The sequence below is a fragment of the Stenotrophomonas sp. TWI587 genome (assembly GCF_039674145.1).
Lineage (GTDB): Bacteria > Pseudomonadota > Gammaproteobacteria > Xanthomonadales > Xanthomonadaceae > Stenotrophomonas > Stenotrophomonas maltophilia_AY.
In genome coordinates this window covers 144845-162842 of record NZ_JBDJMW010000008.1, presented here as the reverse complement: position 1 = coordinate 162842, position 17998 = coordinate 144845, and the positions used below count along the sequence as shown (strand labels likewise).

Annotated in this window: 13 protein-coding genes; 8 read left to right on the top strand and 5 right to left on the bottom strand. The window is 66.3% G+C overall.

Going from position 1 to position 17998, the window contains the following annotated elements:
• Positions 1-53 precede the first annotated feature (53 nt).
• The 4 genes from ABE464_RS14495 (at position 54) to otsA (ending at position 6632) form a co-directional block, all read left to right on the top strand.
• Positions 54-2504, top strand: coding sequence for a TonB-dependent receptor (locus tag ABE464_RS14495; protein WP_346472533.1), 2451 nt, complete (start codon positions 54-56; stop codon positions 2502-2504).
• Positions 2505-2644: 140 nt separating this feature from the next.
• Complete coding sequence (gene otsB, locus ABE464_RS14490; protein WP_346472560.1) at positions 2645-3403, top strand: trehalose-phosphatase; 759 nt, start codon at positions 2645-2647, stop codon at positions 3401-3403.
• An 86-nt stretch (positions 3404-3489) separates the two neighbouring features.
• Positions 3490-5271: a glycoside hydrolase family 15 protein gene (locus ABE464_RS14485; RefSeq protein ID WP_346472532.1), complete on the top strand. Its 1782-nt coding sequence runs from the start codon at positions 3490-3492 to the stop codon at positions 5269-5271.
• A complete protein-coding gene (gene otsA, locus ABE464_RS14480) occupies positions 5268-6632 on the top strand; it encodes an alpha,alpha-trehalose-phosphate synthase (UDP-forming) (RefSeq protein ID WP_313213011.1) in 1365 nt (454 codons plus the stop codon). Before ABE464_RS14485 ends, otsA begins: the two co-directional genes overlap by 4 nt.
• Before the next feature lie 112 nt (positions 6633-6744).
• Here the strand turns inward: otsA and pgeF are convergent, their stop codons facing one another.
• Positions 6745-7524 (bottom strand): peptidoglycan editing factor PgeF, encoded by a 780-nt coding sequence (gene pgeF, locus ABE464_RS14475; protein ID WP_346472531.1) that lies wholly within the window; start codon positions 7522-7524, stop codon positions 6745-6747.
• A complete protein-coding gene (gene rluD, locus ABE464_RS14470; protein WP_123730367.1) occupies positions 7524-8519 on the bottom strand; it encodes a 23S rRNA pseudouridine(1911/1915/1917) synthase RluD in 996 nt (331 codons plus the stop codon). The genes pgeF and rluD overlap by 1 nt, the downstream gene beginning before the upstream one ends.
• Positions 8520-8635: 116 nt before the next feature.
• On the opposite strand from rluD, the gene ABE464_RS14465 reads away from it, so the two are divergent.
• The gene (locus ABE464_RS14465; protein WP_259259374.1) at positions 8636-9520 is read left to right on the top strand and encodes an outer membrane protein assembly factor BamD; all 885 of its coding nucleotides are present in this window, start codon (positions 8636-8638) and stop codon (positions 9518-9520) included.
• Between the two features lie 48 nt (positions 9521-9568).
• Here the strand turns inward: ABE464_RS14465 and ABE464_RS14460 are convergent, their stop codons facing one another.
• The 3 genes from ABE464_RS14460 to sucC all read right to left on the bottom strand — a co-directional run bounded on the left by ABE464_RS14460 (position 9569) and on the right by sucC (position 13367).
• Positions 9569-11203, bottom strand: coding sequence for an NAD+ synthase (locus tag ABE464_RS14460; RefSeq protein ID WP_346472530.1), 1635 nt, complete (start codon positions 11201-11203; stop codon positions 9569-9571).
• 97 nt (positions 11204-11300) lie between these two features.
• The gene (gene sucD / locus ABE464_RS14455; protein ID WP_137190155.1) at positions 11301-12176 is read right to left on the bottom strand and encodes a succinate--CoA ligase subunit alpha; all 876 of its coding nucleotides are present in this window, start codon (positions 12174-12176) and stop codon (positions 11301-11303) included.
• 21 nt (positions 12177-12197) lie between these two features.
• On the bottom strand, positions 12198-13367 hold the full coding sequence (gene sucC, locus ABE464_RS14450; protein WP_346472529.1) for an ADP-forming succinate--CoA ligase subunit beta: 1170 nt from the start codon (positions 13365-13367) through the stop codon (positions 12198-12200).
• A 333-nt stretch (positions 13368-13700) separates the two neighbouring features.
• Here sucC and ABE464_RS14445 point away from each other — a divergent pair, with 333 nt between their 5' ends.
• The 3 genes from ABE464_RS14445 (at position 13701) to ABE464_RS14435 (ending at position 17960) form a co-directional block, all read left to right on the top strand.
• The gene (locus ABE464_RS14445) at positions 13701-15314 is read left to right on the top strand and encodes an ATP-binding protein (protein WP_346472528.1); all 1614 of its coding nucleotides are present in this window, start codon (positions 13701-13703) and stop codon (positions 15312-15314) included.
• Between the two features lie 72 nt (positions 15315-15386).
• The gene (locus ABE464_RS14440; protein ID WP_346472527.1) at positions 15387-16775 is read left to right on the top strand and encodes a sigma-54 dependent transcriptional regulator; all 1389 of its coding nucleotides are present in this window, start codon (positions 15387-15389) and stop codon (positions 16773-16775) included.
• Between the two features lie 168 nt (positions 16776-16943).
• Positions 16944-17960 carry an acyltransferase gene (locus ABE464_RS14435; protein WP_346472526.1) on the top strand — a complete coding sequence of 339 codons (1017 nt, stop codon included), beginning with the start codon at positions 16944-16946 and terminating at the stop codon, positions 17958-17960.
• Positions 17961-17998: the final 38 nt, after the last annotated feature.

The following is a 17998-nucleotide window of genomic DNA, read 5'->3' as shown; positions in this document are numbered from 1 at the left end:
TCCTCCCCCTCCTCCTCCCCCTCCCTCCCCCCTCGTCGTCTGCTGGAGTCCGTATGTCCCGTCCGTCCGCGTCGCGTCTTGGCCTTGCCATCGCGCTCGTCCTCTCCTCCCCCCTGTTGGCCCAGGACGTAGTTGCGCAGGACGCGCCGAACACCGCCCAGACGTTGGACACCGTGATCGTGACCGGCACCCGCGCCGTCGACCGGACCGTGCTGGAATCCACCTCGCCGGTGGACGTGCTCACCGCCGAAGACATCCGCAAGGCCGGCGTGGTCAATGGTGAGCTGGGCAGCGCGCTGCAGGCGCTGCTGCCCTCGTTCAACTTCCCGCGCCAGTCCAACTCCGGCGGCGCCGACCACATCCGTGCCGCCCAGCTGCGCGGGCTCTCGCCCGATCAGGTACTGGTGCTGGTCAACGGCAAGCGCCGCCACAGCAGTGCGCTGGTCAACACCGACAGCAAGATCGGCAAGGGCACCACCCCGGTCGACTTCAACGCGATCCCGGTCAGCGCGATCAAGCGCATCGAGGTGCTGCGCGATGGCGCCGGCGCGCTGTACGGCTCCGATGCGGTGGCCGGCGTGATCAACGTGATCCTGGATGACGCCCCGGAAGGTGGCGCGTTCGAAGCCAGCTTCGGCGCCAACCACACCGATCTCAAGCCGATCGACCGCACCCTCACCGATGGCCAGACCAGCTACGCCAGCGCCAAGGTCGGCACCGCGCTGGGTGACAACGGCGGCTTCCTGCGGGTCGGCCTGGAGCTGAAGAATCACGAGGGCACCAACCGCGCCGGCTTCGACCAGATTCCGCCGTGGGACCAGACCCCGACCAACCTGGCCCTGCAGGGCAAGCGCAACTACGCGCTCGGCGATGGCAAGACCAAGGATCTGAACGCCTGGTACAACGCGCAGCTGCCGTTCGGTGAGACCTCCACCTTCTACAGCTTCGCCACCTTCAACCAGCGCGACAGCGAAGGCGCGAACTACTTCCGCTACCCGGACAGCGACGCCAACTGGGCGCAGATCTACCCCAACGGCTACCGCCCGATCTCCGAAGGCGAGAACCGCGACGTGCAGGCCGTGGCCGGCGCGAAGGGCCAGTGGGGCGAGTGGAACTACGACGCGAGCCTGGATTACGGCGTCAACACGTTCACCTACCGCCTGCGCAACTCGCTCAACGCCTCGCTGGGCCCGACCAGCCCGACCCGCTTCAAGACCGGTGATTACCGCAACGAGCTGACGGTGGCGAACTTCGACCTCGGCCGCGTGTTCTCGCAGGGCGACAGCATCACCCACAGCCTGGGCCTGGGCCTGGAAGCGCGCCGCGACCATTACCAGACCCGCCCCGGTGACCCGAGCAGCTATGCTGCCGGCCCGTTCACGGATCGCCCGACCGGCTCGCAGGCCGGTGGCGGCCTGACCCCGCAGGATGCCACCTCGCTGTCGCGCGATGTCGCCAGTGCTTACGCCAGCCTCTCCAGCCAGTTCGGCGAGCATTTCTCCAGCGATCTGGCCGCGCGTTACGAGCACAGCGATGACTTCGGCGGTGAGCTCACCGGCAAGCTCGGTCTGCGCTATGAATTCACCCCGGCCTTCGCGCTGCGCGGGGCGATCTCCAACAACTTCCGTGCCCCGTGGCTGGCGCAGATCGGCTACGAATCCACCTCCACCGGCTACAACGCCGCCGGCCAGCTGGTGCAGGGCCGCGTGCTGTCGGTCAACAATCCGATCGCGCGTGGCCTGGGTGCCACCGATCTGAAGCCGGAGAAGTCGCTCAACACCAGCCTGGGCTTCACCAGCCGCATCGGCGACCACTTCGATGTCTCGCTGGACTTCTTCCAGATCGACATTGATGACCGCATCGCGCTGTCGGAGAGCATCACCGGTGATGCGTTGACCGACTACGTGCAGCAGCAGTTCGGCGTGGCCGGCCTGCAGAGCGCCAGCTTCTTCGTCAATGCCGCCGATACCCGCACCCGCGGTGCCGAACTGGTGAGCAACTGGCGGCAGTCGCTGGGTGGCGGCGAACTGGTGCTGACCGGCACCTATGCCTATACCAAGACCACGCTGAAGAACGTGCTCGCCACGCCGCCGGGCCTGCTCGCGCTGGATCCGGACTACGTGCTGTTCGGCGTGGAAGAAACCAATACGTTGACCGATGCCACGCCGCGCACCCGCGCTGCGCTGGCTGCCAGCTGGGCCGACGATCATTGGTCGCTGAGCAGCCGTCTGAGCCGGTATGGCAGCGTGACCCGCGTGTTCAACTTCGGCGATGGCTATATCCCCCGCCAGACCTACGGCGCCGAGTGGCAGCTGGATGCCGAAGTGGAATACAAGATCACCCCGCAGTGGAGCGTGGCCGTGGGTGGACAGAACCTGACCGACAACTACTCGGATCTGTCCAACGACGACATCTACTACTTCGGCAACCTGCCGTACGACGTGCTGTCACCGATCGGCAGCAATGGTGCGTATTACTACGGACGCGTGCGGTATACGTTCTGACGGGTAGCGCCGGCCGCTGGCCGGCGCCTCCGTGCAGCGGCGCAACGCCATGAAGGGTTGCCGGCCAGCGGCGGGCATTACAGCGTGGATGTGGTCATCATTAACCTGGTAATCACATCCACGCTGGCATGTTGGCCGCTATGGCCAACGACTTCCCCCAACGTCCGCCGCCGCCACTGCTGGACGATGCCTGTGCGCTGTTCCTGGACGTGGATGGCACCCTTATCGAATTCGCGGACGACCCCGAGTCGGTCGTCCTGCTGCCGGATGTGCGTGAAGCCATCGGCCGCATCAGCGACCGGCTGGATGGCGCGGTCGCCTTGATCAGCGGGCGACCGCTCGCCCAGCTGGACGCGCTGTTCGCTCCCTTGAACCTGCCCGCCGCCGGGTTGCACGGCCATGAGCTGCGCAACCATGAACAGCGCGCGCAGAGTAGCGATCCGTCCGCCGATACCAGCGAATGGCTGCATGCCTTGCACCAGCAGGCGATGCGGTTTGCGCACGGCACGCCCGGCGTCCTGGTGGAGGACAAGGGCCGCAGCCTGGCCCTGCACTGGCGCGGTGCCCCACATGCCGCCAATGACGTACGCGCCTTCGCCGAGCGGCATATCCGCGGCCATCCCGGCTACCGGCTGCAGCCCGGCGACCATGTCATCGAATTCCTGCCGGAAGGCAGCGACAAGGGGCGCGCGATGCGGCAGTTGATGCTGCAGCCCCCGTTCCGCGATCGCATGCCGGTGTTCGTCGGCGATGACCTCACCGATGAATTCGGTTTCGGCGCCGCCAACGACCTGCATGGCTGGAGCGTGCTGGTCGGTGAACGCGAGCCCAGCGATGCGGTGTTCGCCCTGCCGACCATACGCAGCGTGCACGCCTGGCTTCGCGAGAATGCCTACTGATGCCTTGATCCCCAAGGCCCCCTGACGCCGCGCGCAGGTCTCCCCCACCGGTGTCCGCCGCGGCATGACACGAGACTTTCTGCATCATGAGCGAACCCGATCTGAATCTGGGCGTGGTCGGCAATGGCAGCTTCGGCGCGCTGATCGACAAGCACGCGCGTGTTGTCTGGAGCTGCCTGCCGACCTTCGACGGCGATCCGACCTTCTGCGCCCTGCTCGGCCCCAATCAACAGGAAGGCGGCGACTTCGGCATCGAGCTGGAGGACATGGTCGACAGCGAGCAGAGCTACCTCACCAACACCGCCATCCTGCGCACGGTGCTGCGCGACAAGCACGGTGGCGCGCTGGAAATCATCGACTTCGCGCCGCGATGGCGCCAGAACGACCGTTTCTACCGGCCGGTCAGCCTGATCCGCCAAGTGCGGCCACTGTCCGGCAACCCGCGCATCATCGTGCGCGCGCGCCCGCTGGCCGACTGGGGCGCCCGCGTCCCGGATGCCACCTGGGGCAGCAATCACATCCGCTGGGTACTGCCCGACCATGTGCTGCGCCTGACCACCGATGTGCCGCTGCGCTTCGTGCGCGACGGCCTGCCGTTCGTGCTCAACCATCCCGTGCATCTGGTGCTCGGCGTGGACGAATCGCTCAACCGCTCGCTCAGTGGCTACGTGCAGGAATCCTTCCAGCGCACGCGCGACTACTGGCGCGAATGGGTGCGTTATCTGTCCATCCCGCTGGAGTGGCAGGACGCAGTGATCCGCAGCGCGATCACGCTCAAGCTGTGCCAGTACGAAGACAGCGGCGCGATCATCGCCGCGATGACCACCTCCATTCCCGAAGCGCCCGGCAGCATCCGCAACTGGGATTACCGCTACTGCTGGCTGCGCGACGCCGCCTTCGTGGTGCGCACGCTCAACCGCCTCGGCGCGACCCGCACGATGGAGCAGTTCCTGGGCTACATCTTCAACCTGGCCACGGCCGATGGCAGCCTGCAGCCGCTGTATGGCATCAGCTTCGAAGCCAAGCTGGAGGAAACCGAAGTCGCCTCGCTGTCCGGCTACCGCGGCATGGGCCCGGTGCGGCGCGGCAACCTCGCCTGGGTGCAGCGCCAGCACGATGTGTACGGCAGCGTGGTGCTCGCCTCCACCCAGCTGTTCTTTGATCGCCGCCTGCAGGATCCGGGCGATGCGCATACCTTCGCCCGGCTGGAACCGCTCGGCGAGCAGGCCTTCACCCTGCACGACGTACCCGATGCCGGGCTGTGGGAATTCCGCGGCCGCACGGAGGTGCACACCTACACCAGCGCGATGTGCTGGGCCGCGTGCGACCGCCTGTGCAAGATCGCGGTGCGCCTGAAGCTCGATGACCGCGCCCACTACTGGCGTGAGCGGGCAGACACCATCCATGCGCGCATCATGCGCGAGGCATGGAGCGAAGAACTTGGTCACTTCACCGATACCTTCGGCGGCCACCGTCTGGATGCCTCGTTGCTGCTGCTGGCCGATATCGGCTTCATCGAGGCCACCGACGCGCGCTTCGTCGCCACGGTCGAGGCCATCGGCCGCGATCTCAAGCACGGCAACGCGCTGTACCGCTACGTGGCGCCGGATGACTTCGGCGAGCCGGAAACCAGCTTCACCATCTGCACGTTCTGGTACATCGACGCCCTCGCCGCGATCGGTCGCCTGGACGAAGCGCGCGAGATGTTCGAAACCCTGCTGGAGCGCCGCAACCATCTGGGCCTGCTCTCCGAAGATCTGGCGTTCGACAACGGCGAAGCATGGGGCAACTTCCCGCAGACCTATTCGCACGTGGGCCTGATCACCGCCGCCATGCGCCTGTCGCGCAGCTGGCAGGAGGCCTCATGAGCCGCCTGGTCGTCGTCTCCAACCGGGTCGCCGTTCCCGGTGAATCCCGCGCCGGCGGCCTGGCGGTCGGCCTGCTGGCCGCGCTCAAGGAGCGTGGCGGGCTGTGGTTCGGCTGGAGCGGCAAGTCCACCCGCGACAACAGCGGCACGCTGCACGAGCAGGTGGACGGTGACATCCGCTACGTCACCATGGACCTCAACAAACGCGACGTCGATGGCTACTACAACGGGTTCGCCAACCGCACGCTGTGGCCGCTGCTGCACTTCCGGCTGGACCTGGTCGACTACGATCGCGCCACGCGCGAAACGTATCGCCGGGTCAACGCGCTGTTCGCCGAGAAACTCGCGCCGCTGCTGCGCGAGGACGACATCGTCTGGATCCACGACTATCACCTGATCCCGCTGGCCTCGCTGCTGCGCGAGCGTGGCATCGGCTGCCGGATCGGCTTCTTCCTGCACGTGCCGATGCCCTCGGCCGATCTGCTGCAGGCGCTGCCGGACCACCTGCGTCTGTTCTCCAGCCTGTACGCGTACGACCTGGTCGGCTTCCAGACCCAGCGCGATGCGGACCGCTTCCAATCCTACGTGCGCCTGTTCGGTGGCGGCCGTGTATTGCCCGATGGCGAGCTGGAAGCGCCCGGCGGTCGGCGTTTCCGCGCGGCCGCTTTCCCGATCGGCATCGATACCGAGTTCATCGCTCGCCAGGCCAAGGCCGGTGCGAACAAACCGGCGGTCAAGGACCTGCGTGGCAGCCTGCGCAATCGTCAACTGGCGATCGGCGTGGACCGTCTGGATTACTCGAAGGGCCTACCCGAACGCTTCCAGGGGTTCGAGCGGTATCTGGAGCGCCATCCGGACCAGCACGGCTCACTGACCTACCTGCAGATCGCCCCGGTCTCGCGCGGGGATGTCACCGAGTACCGTCAGCTGCGCAGCCAGCTGGAACAGATCGCCGGCCACATCAACGGCGGTCATGCCGCGCCGGATTGGACCCCGCTGCGTTACGTCAATCAGAACTTCACCCACGCCACCCTGACCGGTTTCTACCGGGCGGCGGCGGTGGGACTGGTAACGCCACTGCGCGATGGCATGAACCTGGTCGCCAAGGAATACGTGGCCTCGCAGGACCCGGAAAACCCGGGCGTGCTGGTGCTGTCACTGCTGGCCGGTGCCGCCGATGAATTGAAGCAGGCGCTGCTGGTCAATCCGCATGATCTGGATGGCGTGGCCGATGCCATCGCCACGGCGGCGACCATGCCGCTGAAGAAGCGCGTGGAGCGCTGGCAGGCGATGATGGAGCACCTGCGCACGTACGACATCAATCATTGGCGTCGGACGTACCTGCAGGCATTGGAAGGGTGATGCCGGCCAACGGCCGGCACTACCGGTGATGGCGGGCGTGATGCAGCCAGGCTACGGGGAGCGCATGCGGTAGTCCCGGCCGCTGGCCGGCGCGCTGCTACCGTTCAAACGGTCAGGGCGCGATCCACGCCAGGGTCGCCATGCGCCCGGTGCGGCGGTCGCGCCGGTGCGAGTAGAACCGCTGCGGGTCGGCCAAGGTGCAGTACTGCCCGCCACTGATGTCTGCCGCGTCCAGGCCTGCGGACTGCAGGCGCCGGCGGGCCAGCGCGTACAGGTCCACCTTCCAGTGGCCCCGCCGGGTCGCCACGAAGGCCACCGCGGCGCCCTCGTCGCGCTCCACGAAGGCCTCGAACACGTCTTCGCCGATCTCATACAGCGCCGGCCCGGCCGCCGGGCCCAGCCATGCCTGCAGCTGGGCGGCCGGGGTCTGCATGGCGGCCACGGTGGCCTCCAGCATGCCGTCGGCCAGCCCACGCCACCCGGCATGGGCCGCCCCGACCTCGCTGCCATCGCGGGCGGCGAAGACCACCGGCAGGCAGTCAGCGGTGAGGATGGCCAGCACCACGCCCGGGACCGAGGTCACCGCCGCATCGGCGGTGGGTTCGGCCTCGACACCAACGACCGTCGGCGGCGCGGTGAAGCGACGCACCCCGGTGCCATGCACCTGACGCAGCCAGTGCGGCGCCGAGGGCAGGCCCAGCCCGGGCACGAGCAGGTCGCGGTTGCGCTGCACCTGCGCCGGGTCATCGCCGTCGGCGGCGTACCGGTTGCCCATGTTGAACTGGTCGAACGGGGCCACCGAACCGCCCGCGCCGAAGCGCAGGGTGGTCAGTGCATGGACCCCGCTCGGGGCCTGCCAGTCGGCTGGCAGCACGGGCACGGTGGCGTCCATCAGCGGCGGTTGCGTTCCTGCTCGGCGAAGCGCTTGCTGTCTTCGCGCAGGGCGTGCAGCAGGGCCTGCATGTCGGCCGGCGGCGGTGCGCTGTTGGTGATCTTCTCACCGGTGATCGGGTGCACGAACTCCAGCGTTTCAGCATGCAGCGCCTGGCGCTTGAAGCCGCGCAGTTCGGCCACCAGCTCCTCGCTGGCGCCCTTGGGCAGCTTCAGCGCACCGCCATACAGCTGATCGCCGATGATCGGATGACGCAGATGCGCCATGTGCACGCGGATCTGGTGGGTACGGCCGGTTTCCAGGCGGCATTCCAGCGCGGTGTGCGCACGGAAACGCTCGCGCAGGCGGTAATGGGTGATCGCTTCCTTGCCGTCTTCGCGCACGGCCATGCGGATGCGGTCGCGCGGGTGGCGGTCGATACCGGCGGTGGCGGTGCCGCCGGAGACCAGCGCACCGACCACCACGGCCAGGTACTGGCGATGCACTTCACGCGCGGAGAGCTGCTCGACCAGCGCGGTCTGCGCCTGGATCGTGCGGGCGATGACCATCACGCCGCTGGTGTCCTTGTCCAGGCGATGCACGATGCCCGCACGCGGCAGCACCGACAGCGAGGGATCGCGGAACAGCAGCGCGTTCACCAGGGTGCCGGTCGGGTTGCCCGCGCCGGGGTGGACCACCAGGCCGACCGGCTTGTTGATCACGAACACATGCTCGTCCTCGTACAGGACCTCCAGCGGGATGTCCTCCGGCTCGGCGTGCGTCTGGGTGTCGAGCACGACATGCAGGCTGGCCACCTCGCCGCCGCGCACCGGGTCGCGGCCGCGCACGGTGTCGCCGTCCAGCAGGACGTCGCCGGACTTGATCCACTCGGTCAGCTTGGACCGGGAGAACTCGGGGAACAGCTCGGCCAGGACCGCGTCGAAACGCCGGCCGGCGGCGGTATCGGGCACGATGGCCTGGCGGGGGGAATCGGAATCAGCAGGGGTATCGGACATGGGGGCACACCGCAATAGGGACAATTTTGGGGTCCGGGCGACCAGTTTCAGTCGCGGGACAGGCCACTAGGCTATCATCGACCCTTCGTATTCCAGCCGCGTCCCGCCCTGACCCCATGATCCGACGCTCCGTTATGCTGTCCGCGCCCGTCCGCCTCGCCGCCCTGATGCTGGTGCTGCTCTTCGTTGCCACCGGTTGCCACCGCGGTACCAAGGGCAAGAATCCGGATGAAGGTCTGCCGGTCGAAAGCCTCTATGAGAAGAGCCACAAGCTCATGGAAGGGGGGAACTGGAGCGGTGCCGAAGCCAGCTTCCGCCGTCTGGTAGCCCAATACCCGTATGGCCCGTATACCGAACAGGCCATGATCGAAAGCGCATACGCGCAGTACAAGGCCGGCAAGCACGATGACGCGGTGTCCAGCGTGGACCGCTTCATCCGTACCTACCCGACCCACCGCAACATCGCCTACATGTACTACCTGCGCGGCCTGGCCAATGGCAATCGCGACACGGTCTTCCTGCGCCGCGTCTGGTCGCTGGACCCGAGCCGCCGTGACCTGTCCAGCCCGCGCCAGGCCTATGCCGACTTCACCATCGTCACCGAGCGCTACCCGAACAGCCGCTACGCCGCCGATGCGCGCCAGCGGATGATCGCCCTGCGCGACGTGTTCGCCCAGTACGAGCTGGACAACGCCCTGTACTACCTGCGCCGCGAGGCGTACGTCTCGGCCGCTGGCCGCGCCAACTTCCTGCTGGAGAACTACCCGCAGAGCGCGTTCCAGTACGACGCCGTGGCCGCCCTGGGCGAGGCCTACACCCACCTGGGCAACAAGACCCTGGCCGACGATGCCCGCCGCGTGCTCGAGCTGAACCAGCCCGACCACCCGTGGCTGCAGGGCAAGTGGCCGAAGTACCCGTGGATGGTGCGCAAGCTGAACCCGTTTGCCGGCGAGAAGTCTGCCAGTACCGGTGAACGCAACGCCACGATGAACCGCAAGTAATAAAAAAGGCCCCGAAAGGGGCCTTTCTTATTGCGGTAGCGCCGACGCCTACCCCTTGTACCCATTGCTGATCGGGTACCTGCGCTCCCGCCCGAACGCCCGGCGCGAGACCTTCGGGCCCGGGGCGGCCTGATGGCGCTTCCACTCGCTGGTGCGCACCAGGCGCAGCACACGGTCGACAACCTCGGGGGCGTACCCGGCGGCCACGATCTCCTCGCGCGACTGCTCCTGGTCCACATAGCGGTACAGGATGCCGTCCAGCACGTCATAAGCGGGCAGCGAGTCCTGGTCAGTCTGGTTGGCGCGCAGTTCGGCCGAGGGCGGGCGGGAAATCACCGCCGGCGGGATCACCGGGGCGCCGCCCACGGTATTGCGCCACTTGGAGAGGCCGAACACCTCCGTCTTGTACAGATCCTTGAGCGGGGCGTAGCCGCCGCACATGTCGCCGTAGATGGTGGCGTAGCCAACCGCGTACTCGCTCTTGTTACCGGTGGTCAGCAGCAGCCCGCCGAACTTGTTGGACAGCGCCATCAGGATCACGCCACGGCTGCGCGACTGCAGGTTCTCTTCGGTCACATCGGCCGCCTGCCCCTCGAACATCGGGCCCAGCGCGGCCATCAGCCCCTCGAACACCGGTTCGATCGAGACCGCCTCCAGTTTCACGCCCAGCGCGCGGCACTGCTCGGCCGCCAGATCGTTGGACATGTCCGCCGTGTAGCGCGACGGCAGCCGCACCGCGGTGACGTTGGCCGCGCCCAGCGCGTCCACCGCCATCGCCAGCACCAGGGCCGAATCGATGCCGCCGGACAGGCCGAGCCAGACCTTTTTGAAGCCGTTCTTGCGGCAGTAATCCTGGATGCCGCGGGTCACCGCACGCCAGGCCAGCGCATCCATGCTCTCGTCGCCATCGTCCATCCACTCGCGCGGGAGGAATCGGCGTGCATCGGCGTCGTAATCCACCACCAGCCACTGGTCGGTGAACGCCGCGGCGGCCGGATGCACCGTACCGTCGCCGTCCGCGACGACCGAGGCGCCATCGAACACCAATGCATCCTGACCGCCCACCACATTGAGGTAGGCGATCGCCGCCCCGCTCTCACGGGTACGCTCGGCCAACAGCGCATCGCGCTGGGCATGCTTGCCACGCTCGTACGGGGAGGCATTGGGCACGATCACCAGCTGCGCGCCTGCACGGACGGTATCGGCCAGCGGCTCGGCGAACCACAGGTCCTCGCAGACCAGCACGCCGACCGGCACGCCCTTCAGCTCGAACACGCAGCTGCCGCCGTCTGGATCGACATCGAAGTAACGGCGCTCATCGAACACCGCGTAATTGGGCAGCTCGCGCTTGCGGTAGGTGTGTTCGACCTTGCCATCGCGCAGCACGCTGGCCGCGTTGTAGACCACCGCACCGGCGGCCTGCGGCCAGCCGACTACCGCGGCGATGCCGGTGGTGGCCGCCGCGATGCGCTCCAGCGCCTGCTGGCAGTCGTACAGGAAGCCCGGGCGCAGCAGCAGATCCTCCGGCGGATAGCCGCTGATCGCCAGCTCCGGGAACACCACCAGCTCGGCACCGTACTCATCGCGCGCCTCGGCAATCATCGCGATGATGTTGTCGGTGTTCTGCGCCACCGCGCCAACCGGAAAATCAAACTGCGCCAGGGCAATGCGGAGCGACGTCATGGGGGTCCAGCCTGTGGTTGCAATACGCTCATTGTAGTGCCTGAAAAGCAGAAGGCCGCCCGGAGGCGGCCTTCTTTACATCACGCGAGCAGGTCGATTACTTGACCAGCTTGGCGATGGCAGCGCCCAGGTCGCCCGGCGAACGGACGGTGACAACACCGGCAGCTTCCATGGCGGCGAACTTGCCTTCGGCGGTGCCCTTGCCGCCCGATGCGATCGCACCGGCGTGGCCCATGCGCTTGCCGGCCGGAGCCGAGGCGCCCGCGATGAAACCGACGACCGGCTTCTTCACGTGGTTCTTGATGTACTCGGCACCGGCTTCTTCAGCGTCGCCGCCGATTTCGCCGACCATGATGATGCCCAGGGTCTGCGGATCTTCGTTGAACAGCTTCAGGCAGTCGACGAAGTTCAGGCCGTTGATCGGGTCACCACCGATGCCGATGCAGGTGGACTGGCCCAGGCCGACTTCGGTGGTCTGCTTGACCGCTTCATAGGTCAGGGTGCCCGAGCGCGACACGATGCCGATCTTGCCCGGCATGTGGATGTGGCCCGGCATGATGCCGATCTTGCACTCGCCCGGGGTGATCACGCCGGGGCAGTTCGGGCCGACCAGCACGGTGTCCGGATGGGCACGGGTCAGCACGTTCTTGACGCGCAGCATGTCCAGCACCGGGATGCCTTCGGTGATGCACACGATGACCTGGATGCCGGCCGCAGCCGCTTCCAGGATCGCGTCAGCCGCGTACGGCGGCGGCACGTAGATGACCGAAGCGTTGGCGCCGGTGCTCTGCACGGCGTCGGCAACGGTGTTGAAGACCGGCAGATCGATATGGGTGGTGCCGCCCTTGCCGGGGGTCACGCCGCCAACAACCTGGGTGCCGTACTCGATCATCTGAGTGGCGTGGAAGGTGCCCTGCTGGCCGGTGAAGCCCTGCACGATCACCTTGGTGTTCTTGTTAATCAAAACAGACATTGGATTTCCTTCGGTGTCGGATCAGGCAGCGTTCTTGACAGCTTCGACGACCTTCTTGGCACCGTCGTTGATGTTGTCGGCCGGGATGATGGCCATGCCGCTGTCGCGCAGCAGCTGCTTGCCTTCTTCCACGTTGGTGCCTTCCAGGCGCACCACGACCGGAACCTTGACGCCCACTTCCTTCACAGCGGCGATGATGCCTTCGGCAATCATGTCGCAGCGGACGATGCCGCCGAAGATGTTGACGAAGATGCCTTCGACCTTGTCCGAGGACAGGATCAGCTTGAACGCTTCGATGACGCGCTGCTTGTTGGCACCGCCGCCCACGTCCAGGAAGTTCGCCGGCTCGCCGCCGTTGAGCTTGATGACGTCCATGGTGGCCATGGCCAGGCCGGCGCCGTTGACCATGCAGCCGATGTTGCCGTCCATGGTGACGTAGTTGATGTCCAGCTCCGAAGCGATCACTTCGGTCGGATCTTCCTGGGTCTTGTCGCGCATGGCGACCAGCGCCTTCTGGCGGAACGCGGCGTTGTCGTCGCTGTCGAACTTGCCGTCCAGCGCGTACAGGTTGCCGTCGTCCAGGATGGCCAGCGGGTTGATTTCAACCAGGGCCAGGTCCTTTTCGTTGAACAGGCGGTACAGGTTCACCATGATGCTGGCGAACTGGCCGGCCTGCTTGGCGGTCAGGCCCAGCTTGAAGCCGAAATCACGGCCGTGGTAACCCTGCACGCCTTCAACGAAATCGACGTTGAGCGAGTGGATCAGCTCCGGGGTTTCAGCGGCGACCTGCTCGATCTCCACGCCGCCTTCCGAAGAGGCGATGTAGGTGATGGTCTTGGTGCCACGGTCAACCAGCACCGACAGGTACAGTTCCTTGACGATCTCACCGGCGGTGGTCACCAGCACCAGGTTGACCGGCAGTTCAACGCCAGCGGTCTGGTAGGTGGCCATCTTGGTGCCGAGCATCTTGGCCGCAGCGGCCTTCACGTCGTCGGTGGTCTTGCAGAACTTGACGCCGCCAGCCTTGCCGCGGCCGCCAGCGTGGATCTGCGCCTTGACCATCCAGGGGCCCTGGCCCAGGGCGTTGGCAGCTTCAACCGCTTCGTCCGGGGTAGCCGCGACCTTGCCGGCCGGAACGGGAATGCCGTACTCGGCAAGCAGCTGTTTTGACTGGTATTCGTGGAAATTCATGCGTCACCGTGGGAATAGGAACGACCGCACGCATCTCCAAGGCTCCCTCACGGGGGCGCCGGTAAGGACCGCGGCGGGCCCACTATTGTGGACGACCCGGCGCGCGCGCGCAAAGAAGTCAGTCCCAAGACACCCGCGCGAGGCCGTTTCCAGCGCAATTTCAGGCAGTTGCAGGCGGTGCCGGAAACAACCGGCCGGCCCGTGCGGGGCGTCGCCGCGCAGGCGGTCCACCCGCTCGCCCGGCCCGGCCTTCACGCGCCTGGCCCCGGCCCGCCGCCCCCAAACCGGGCCGGACCCCCTACACTGGCCCGGTGCCAGAAGGGGAGTTCCGGCGTGTCACCCAGTGCTTCATTGATCGACCGCATCGAATCGATTCCGCGGCGCGAGCTGTATTTCTTCGCGCTGTACCGCCTGCTGATGGCCACCGTCATCGGCGCCCTGCTGTTCAGCCCGTTGAGCGGACTGGTCGGCGCCGCGGACCACCCGAAGCTGGCCACCATCGTGGCCAGCAGCTACTTGATCGTGGCCGTGCTGGTGCTGCTGTTCGGCCGCAACGAGCGCTGGCTCCGCACCATCGTGGTGTGGAGCGTGGCTGCCGACATCATCGCTGCCACCCTGCTGGCGCATGCACTGCCCGGTGCCAGCGCGGGCATCTCGATGTCGCTGCTGTTCAACATCGCCGCCGCGGCCACGCTGCTGCCGCTGAGCATGGGGCTGGGCCTGGCTGCTGCAGCCAGCGTCGCCACCGCTGGCGAATACATGTGGAAGCTGGTCGAAGGCGGTGATCCCACCCGCACCCTGGCCGAGCTGGCCATGTTCGTCACCAGCTACCTGGCCATCGCCTTTATCAGTTACCAGGTCGGCAACCGCGCCCGCATGAACCAGCAGCTGGCCAACCAGCGCGGCGATGAAGTGGCCAACCTGTTCCAGATCAATGAACTGATCATCCGCCGCATGCGCACCGGCGTGATCGTGGTCGATGGTGCCAACCGCATCACCCTGGCCAACGAAGCGGCCTCCACCCTGCTCGGCGATGCCGACGGCAACAGTGGCAGCGGCCGCCTGGAGCTGGGCAGCGCCGCGCCCGAGCTGAGCCGCCGCCTGCAACGCTGGCGCAACGGCTGGACCAATGAGGAACTGCCCCTGCAGCTCTCGCCGGACCAGCCCGAGGTGCAGCCGCGCTTTGCCCGCCTGCTGGCCGGCAGCGACCTGACCCTCGTGTTCCTGGATGATTCCACGGTGGTCTCGCGCCGCGCCGAATCACTGACCCTCTCAGCGATGGGCCGCTTCTCGGCCAGCCTGGCCCATGAGATCCGCAACCCGCTGGCGGCGATCAATTACGCGGCCCAGCTGCTGGAAGAATCGGCCGACATCGGCGATACCGACCGCCGACTGCTGCAGATCATCGGCCAGCAGTGCCAGCGCACCAACGGCATCGTGGAGAGCGTCCTGGGCCTGGCCCGGCGCGAGCGCGCCAACCCGGAAAACGTGGACCTGGCCGCCTTCGTGCGCCGCTTCGTGCTGGAGTACAAGCAGGGCCTGTCGCTGGAGACCGACAGCGTGGAGCCGATCATCAGCGAGACCTCGGTGCATGCGCTGGTGGACCCGCGCCACCTGCACCAGATCCTGACCGTGCTGGTCCACAACGCGCTCAAGTACGGCCGCGTGGCCGAAGAGCCCGCGCGCGTGCGGCTGCGCGTGTCGCGCCAGGACCGCATCGCCATCATCGATGTGATGGACCGCGGCCCGGGTATTCCCGAGACCGTGGCCAGCCAGTTGTTCCGCCCGTTCTTCACCACCTCCGAGCACGGCACCGGGCTGGGGCTGTATATCGCCCGTGAGCTGTGCCGCGCCAACCAGGCCCGGCTGGAGTACGTCTCGGTGCCGGCCGGCGGCGCCTGCTTCCGGCTGATCCTGGCCGGCCCGCACACGATGATGCCCGGATGAGCCACGCGCACACCCGCCTGCCACCGTCAAACATTTGTCGCCAACGACCGCCCTCGGCTATCTTCCTTCCTTATGAATGACACCCGCAGCGCCCTCGTCGTCGACGACGAACGCGACATCCGCGAACTGCTGGTACTGACCCTGGGCCGGATGGGCCTGCGCATCAGCACCGCAGCCAACCTCGCCGAAGCCCGTGAGCTGCTCGCCAGCAACCCCTACGACCTGTGCATCACCGACATGCGGTTGCCCGACGGCAACGGCATCGAGCTGGTCACCGAGATCGCGCAGCACTTTCCGCGCACGCCGGTGGCGATGATCACCGCGTTCGGCAGCATGGACCTGGCGGTGGAAGCACTGAAGGCCGGCGCGTTCGATTTCGTCAGCAAGCCGGTGGACATCTCCGTGCTGCGTGGGCTGGTCAAGCACGCACTGGAACTCAACAACAGCGAACGTGCCGCCCCCGCGCCCCTCGCTCCGGAGCAGGCCGCGCGCCTGCTGGGTGATTCGCCTTCGATGGACGTGTTGCGCGCCACCATCGGCAAGGTCGCGCGCAGCCAGGCCCCGGTCTACATCCTCGGCGAATCCGGCGTCGGCAAGGAGCTGGTGGCCCGCACCATCCATGCGCAGAGCGCGCGCGCGCCCGGTGCCTTCGTGCCGGTGAACTGCGGCGCAATTCCCTCCGAGCTGATGGAGAGCGAGTTCTTCGGCCACAAGAAGGGCAGCTTCAGCGGCGCCCACGCGGACAAGCCCGGCCTGTTCCAGGCCGCGCATGGCGGCACCCTGTTCCTGGATGAAGTGGCCGAGCTGCCCCTGCAGATGCAGGTCAAGCTGCTGCGCGCCATCCAGGAAAAAACGATCCGCCCGGTCGGCGCCGCCACCGAGGTACCGGTGGACGTGCGCATCCTCTCGGCCACCCACAAGGACCTGGGCGAACTGGTCGAGGACGGCCGCTTCCGCCACGACCTGTACTACCGCATCAATGTGATCGAACTGCGGGTGCCGCCGCTGCGCGAGCGCCGCAGCGACCTGCCCGCGCTGGCCGCCTCGATCCTGGCCCGGCTCGCCCGCACCCACGGCCGCCCGACCCCGCTGCTGGCGCCCTCGGCACTGGAAGCACTGGCCCAGTACCACTTCCCCGGCAATGTGCGCGAACTGGAGAACATCCTGGAGCGCGCACTTGCGTTGGCCGAGGAAGACCGCATCGGTGCCAGCGACCTGCGCCTGCCGCAGCACGCGCCGCGCTTTGGCGCCAGCAGTGCCGCGGCCACCACGCAGCAAGAGGCCGTGATCGACCTGCCCACCGGCAGCGGCGCCCTGCCCTCCTACATCGAACAGATGGAGCGCACCGCGATCCAGAAGGCACTGGAAGAAAACCGCTGGAACAAGACCCGCACCGCCGCGCAGCTGGGCATTACCTTCCGGGCGCTGCGCTACAAATTGAAAAAGTTGGGGATGGACTGATCGCTTTCCGCGATGGAACTATTTGCGATCCACATCAACTGAGTGCAATGCACTCGGAATGTGGTTTGGTACGGCTCGGTGCGCCCAGATACTGAGCCATATCCGGTGAAGACTCAGATGTATTGCATCTGATCCCAATTCTCAAATCACCCGTGCACCGGGAATCTCATGCACTACAGCGCCGCCTTGGACGGGCTCAGAAGCGTCGCCCTTTTGCTCGTGCTTTGCTATCACGCTCGGGTCCCGGGAATGCAGGGAGGATTTCTAGGCGTCGACGTCTTCTTCGTACTTTCGGGGTACTTGATCACGCGCACCCTAGCTGCTCAATACAATGAGTATGGAAAGATCCGCATTGCGCGTTTCTACGGACGCAGGCTGCGACGCCTTTATCCAGCACTATTGCTTCTATTGTCCGTCTATCTGCTTATCGCCCCGCGCGCTTTCCCCACTCCTGATTCGCATGTGCGTGACGCAGCGTTAGTCGCAGCGTACCTTTCTGACTACGGATTCGCATTCTGGCAGGCCCCATGGTTCCTGCAGCACACTTGGAGCCTTTCGGTAGAAGAACACTTCTACCTTTTGTGGCCACTCGCACTCATCCCTATTTTCAAACTCTCCACTCCAAACCAGGCCCGAATCATCCTCGGGCTGGCCGCAGCCGCCACCCTCTGGCGGTGGCATGTGATCCAGAATACTGATCCTTGGCAGCAGCCCTACTACCGTTTTGACACTCGCCTCTCGGGTCTGCTCCTCGGCTCAGCCGCAGGCATACTCCGTCCTAACGCCCCTAGGCTCGCACCAGTCATCGGTGCAGCACTCCTGCTTGCTGCCTTGCTTGGTGCCAACTTCAAAGATGCTCGGGCACTCATGCAATGGATGGCAGCTGCGGAACTCGGGGCGGTGCTTCTGGTAATCAGCGCTGACCGCATCACAGCCCTTACTTGGTCACCGTTGGTATGGCTTGGAAAGCTATCGTACGGCGTCTACCTGTGGCACTTCCCAATCATGTTTTGGCTACGCAGACAAGAAGTCACCGGATGGCAAAGTCTGGCATTGGGAGGCGGCATTTCAATCTTACTTGCGGCAATCTCTTATTACTCAGTCGAAGCTTGGGCGAGGCCAAAGCGTGCTCAACCGAGCGTCGAACCGCCCCCCAACGGTTCAACCGTCAGAGGTGCCACTTAAGCAGGCACGAGCCAAAGCAAGAGGCTTCGAAAACGAGG

What these genes read in the sequence shown, in the direction of transcription:
- ABE464_RS14495 (WP_346472533.1), top strand. Translation starts at nt 54, where the DNA reads ATGTCCCGTCCGTCCGCGTCGCGTCTTGGCCTTGCCATCGCGCTCGTC.
- otsB (WP_346472560.1), top strand. Translation starts at nt 2,645, where the DNA reads ATGGCCAACGACTTCCCCCAACGTCCGCCGCCGCCACTGCTGGACGAT.
- ABE464_RS14485 (WP_346472532.1), top strand. Translation starts at nt 3,490, where the DNA reads ATGAGCGAACCCGATCTGAATCTGGGCGTGGTCGGCAATGGCAGCTTC.
- otsA (WP_313213011.1), top strand. Translation starts at nt 5,268, where the DNA reads ATGAGCCGCCTGGTCGTCGTCTCCAACCGGGTCGCCGTTCCCGGTGAA.
- pgeF (WP_346472531.1), bottom strand. Translation starts at nt 7,524, where the DNA reads ATGGACGCCACCGTGCCCGTGCTGCCAGCCGACTGGCAGGCCCCGAGC.
- rluD (WP_123730367.1), bottom strand. Translation starts at nt 8,519, where the DNA reads ATGTCCGATACCCCTGCTGATTCCGATTCCCCCCGCCAGGCCATCGTG.
- ABE464_RS14465 (WP_259259374.1), top strand. Translation starts at nt 8,636, where the DNA reads ATGATCCGACGCTCCGTTATGCTGTCCGCGCCCGTCCGCCTCGCCGCC.
- ABE464_RS14460 (WP_346472530.1), bottom strand. Translation starts at nt 11,203, where the DNA reads ATGACGTCGCTCCGCATTGCCCTGGCGCAGTTTGATTTTCCGGTTGGC.
- sucD (WP_137190155.1), bottom strand. Translation starts at nt 12,176, where the DNA reads ATGTCTGTTTTGATTAACAAGAACACCAAGGTGATCGTGCAGGGCTTC.
- sucC (WP_346472529.1), bottom strand. Translation starts at nt 13,367, where the DNA reads ATGAATTTCCACGAATACCAGTCAAAACAGCTGCTTGCCGAGTACGGC.
- ABE464_RS14440 (WP_346472527.1), top strand. Translation starts at nt 15,387, where the DNA reads ATGAATGACACCCGCAGCGCCCTCGTCGTCGACGACGAACGCGACATC.
- ABE464_RS14435 (WP_346472526.1), top strand. Translation starts at nt 16,944, where the DNA reads ATGCACTACAGCGCCGCCTTGGACGGGCTCAGAAGCGTCGCCCTTTTG.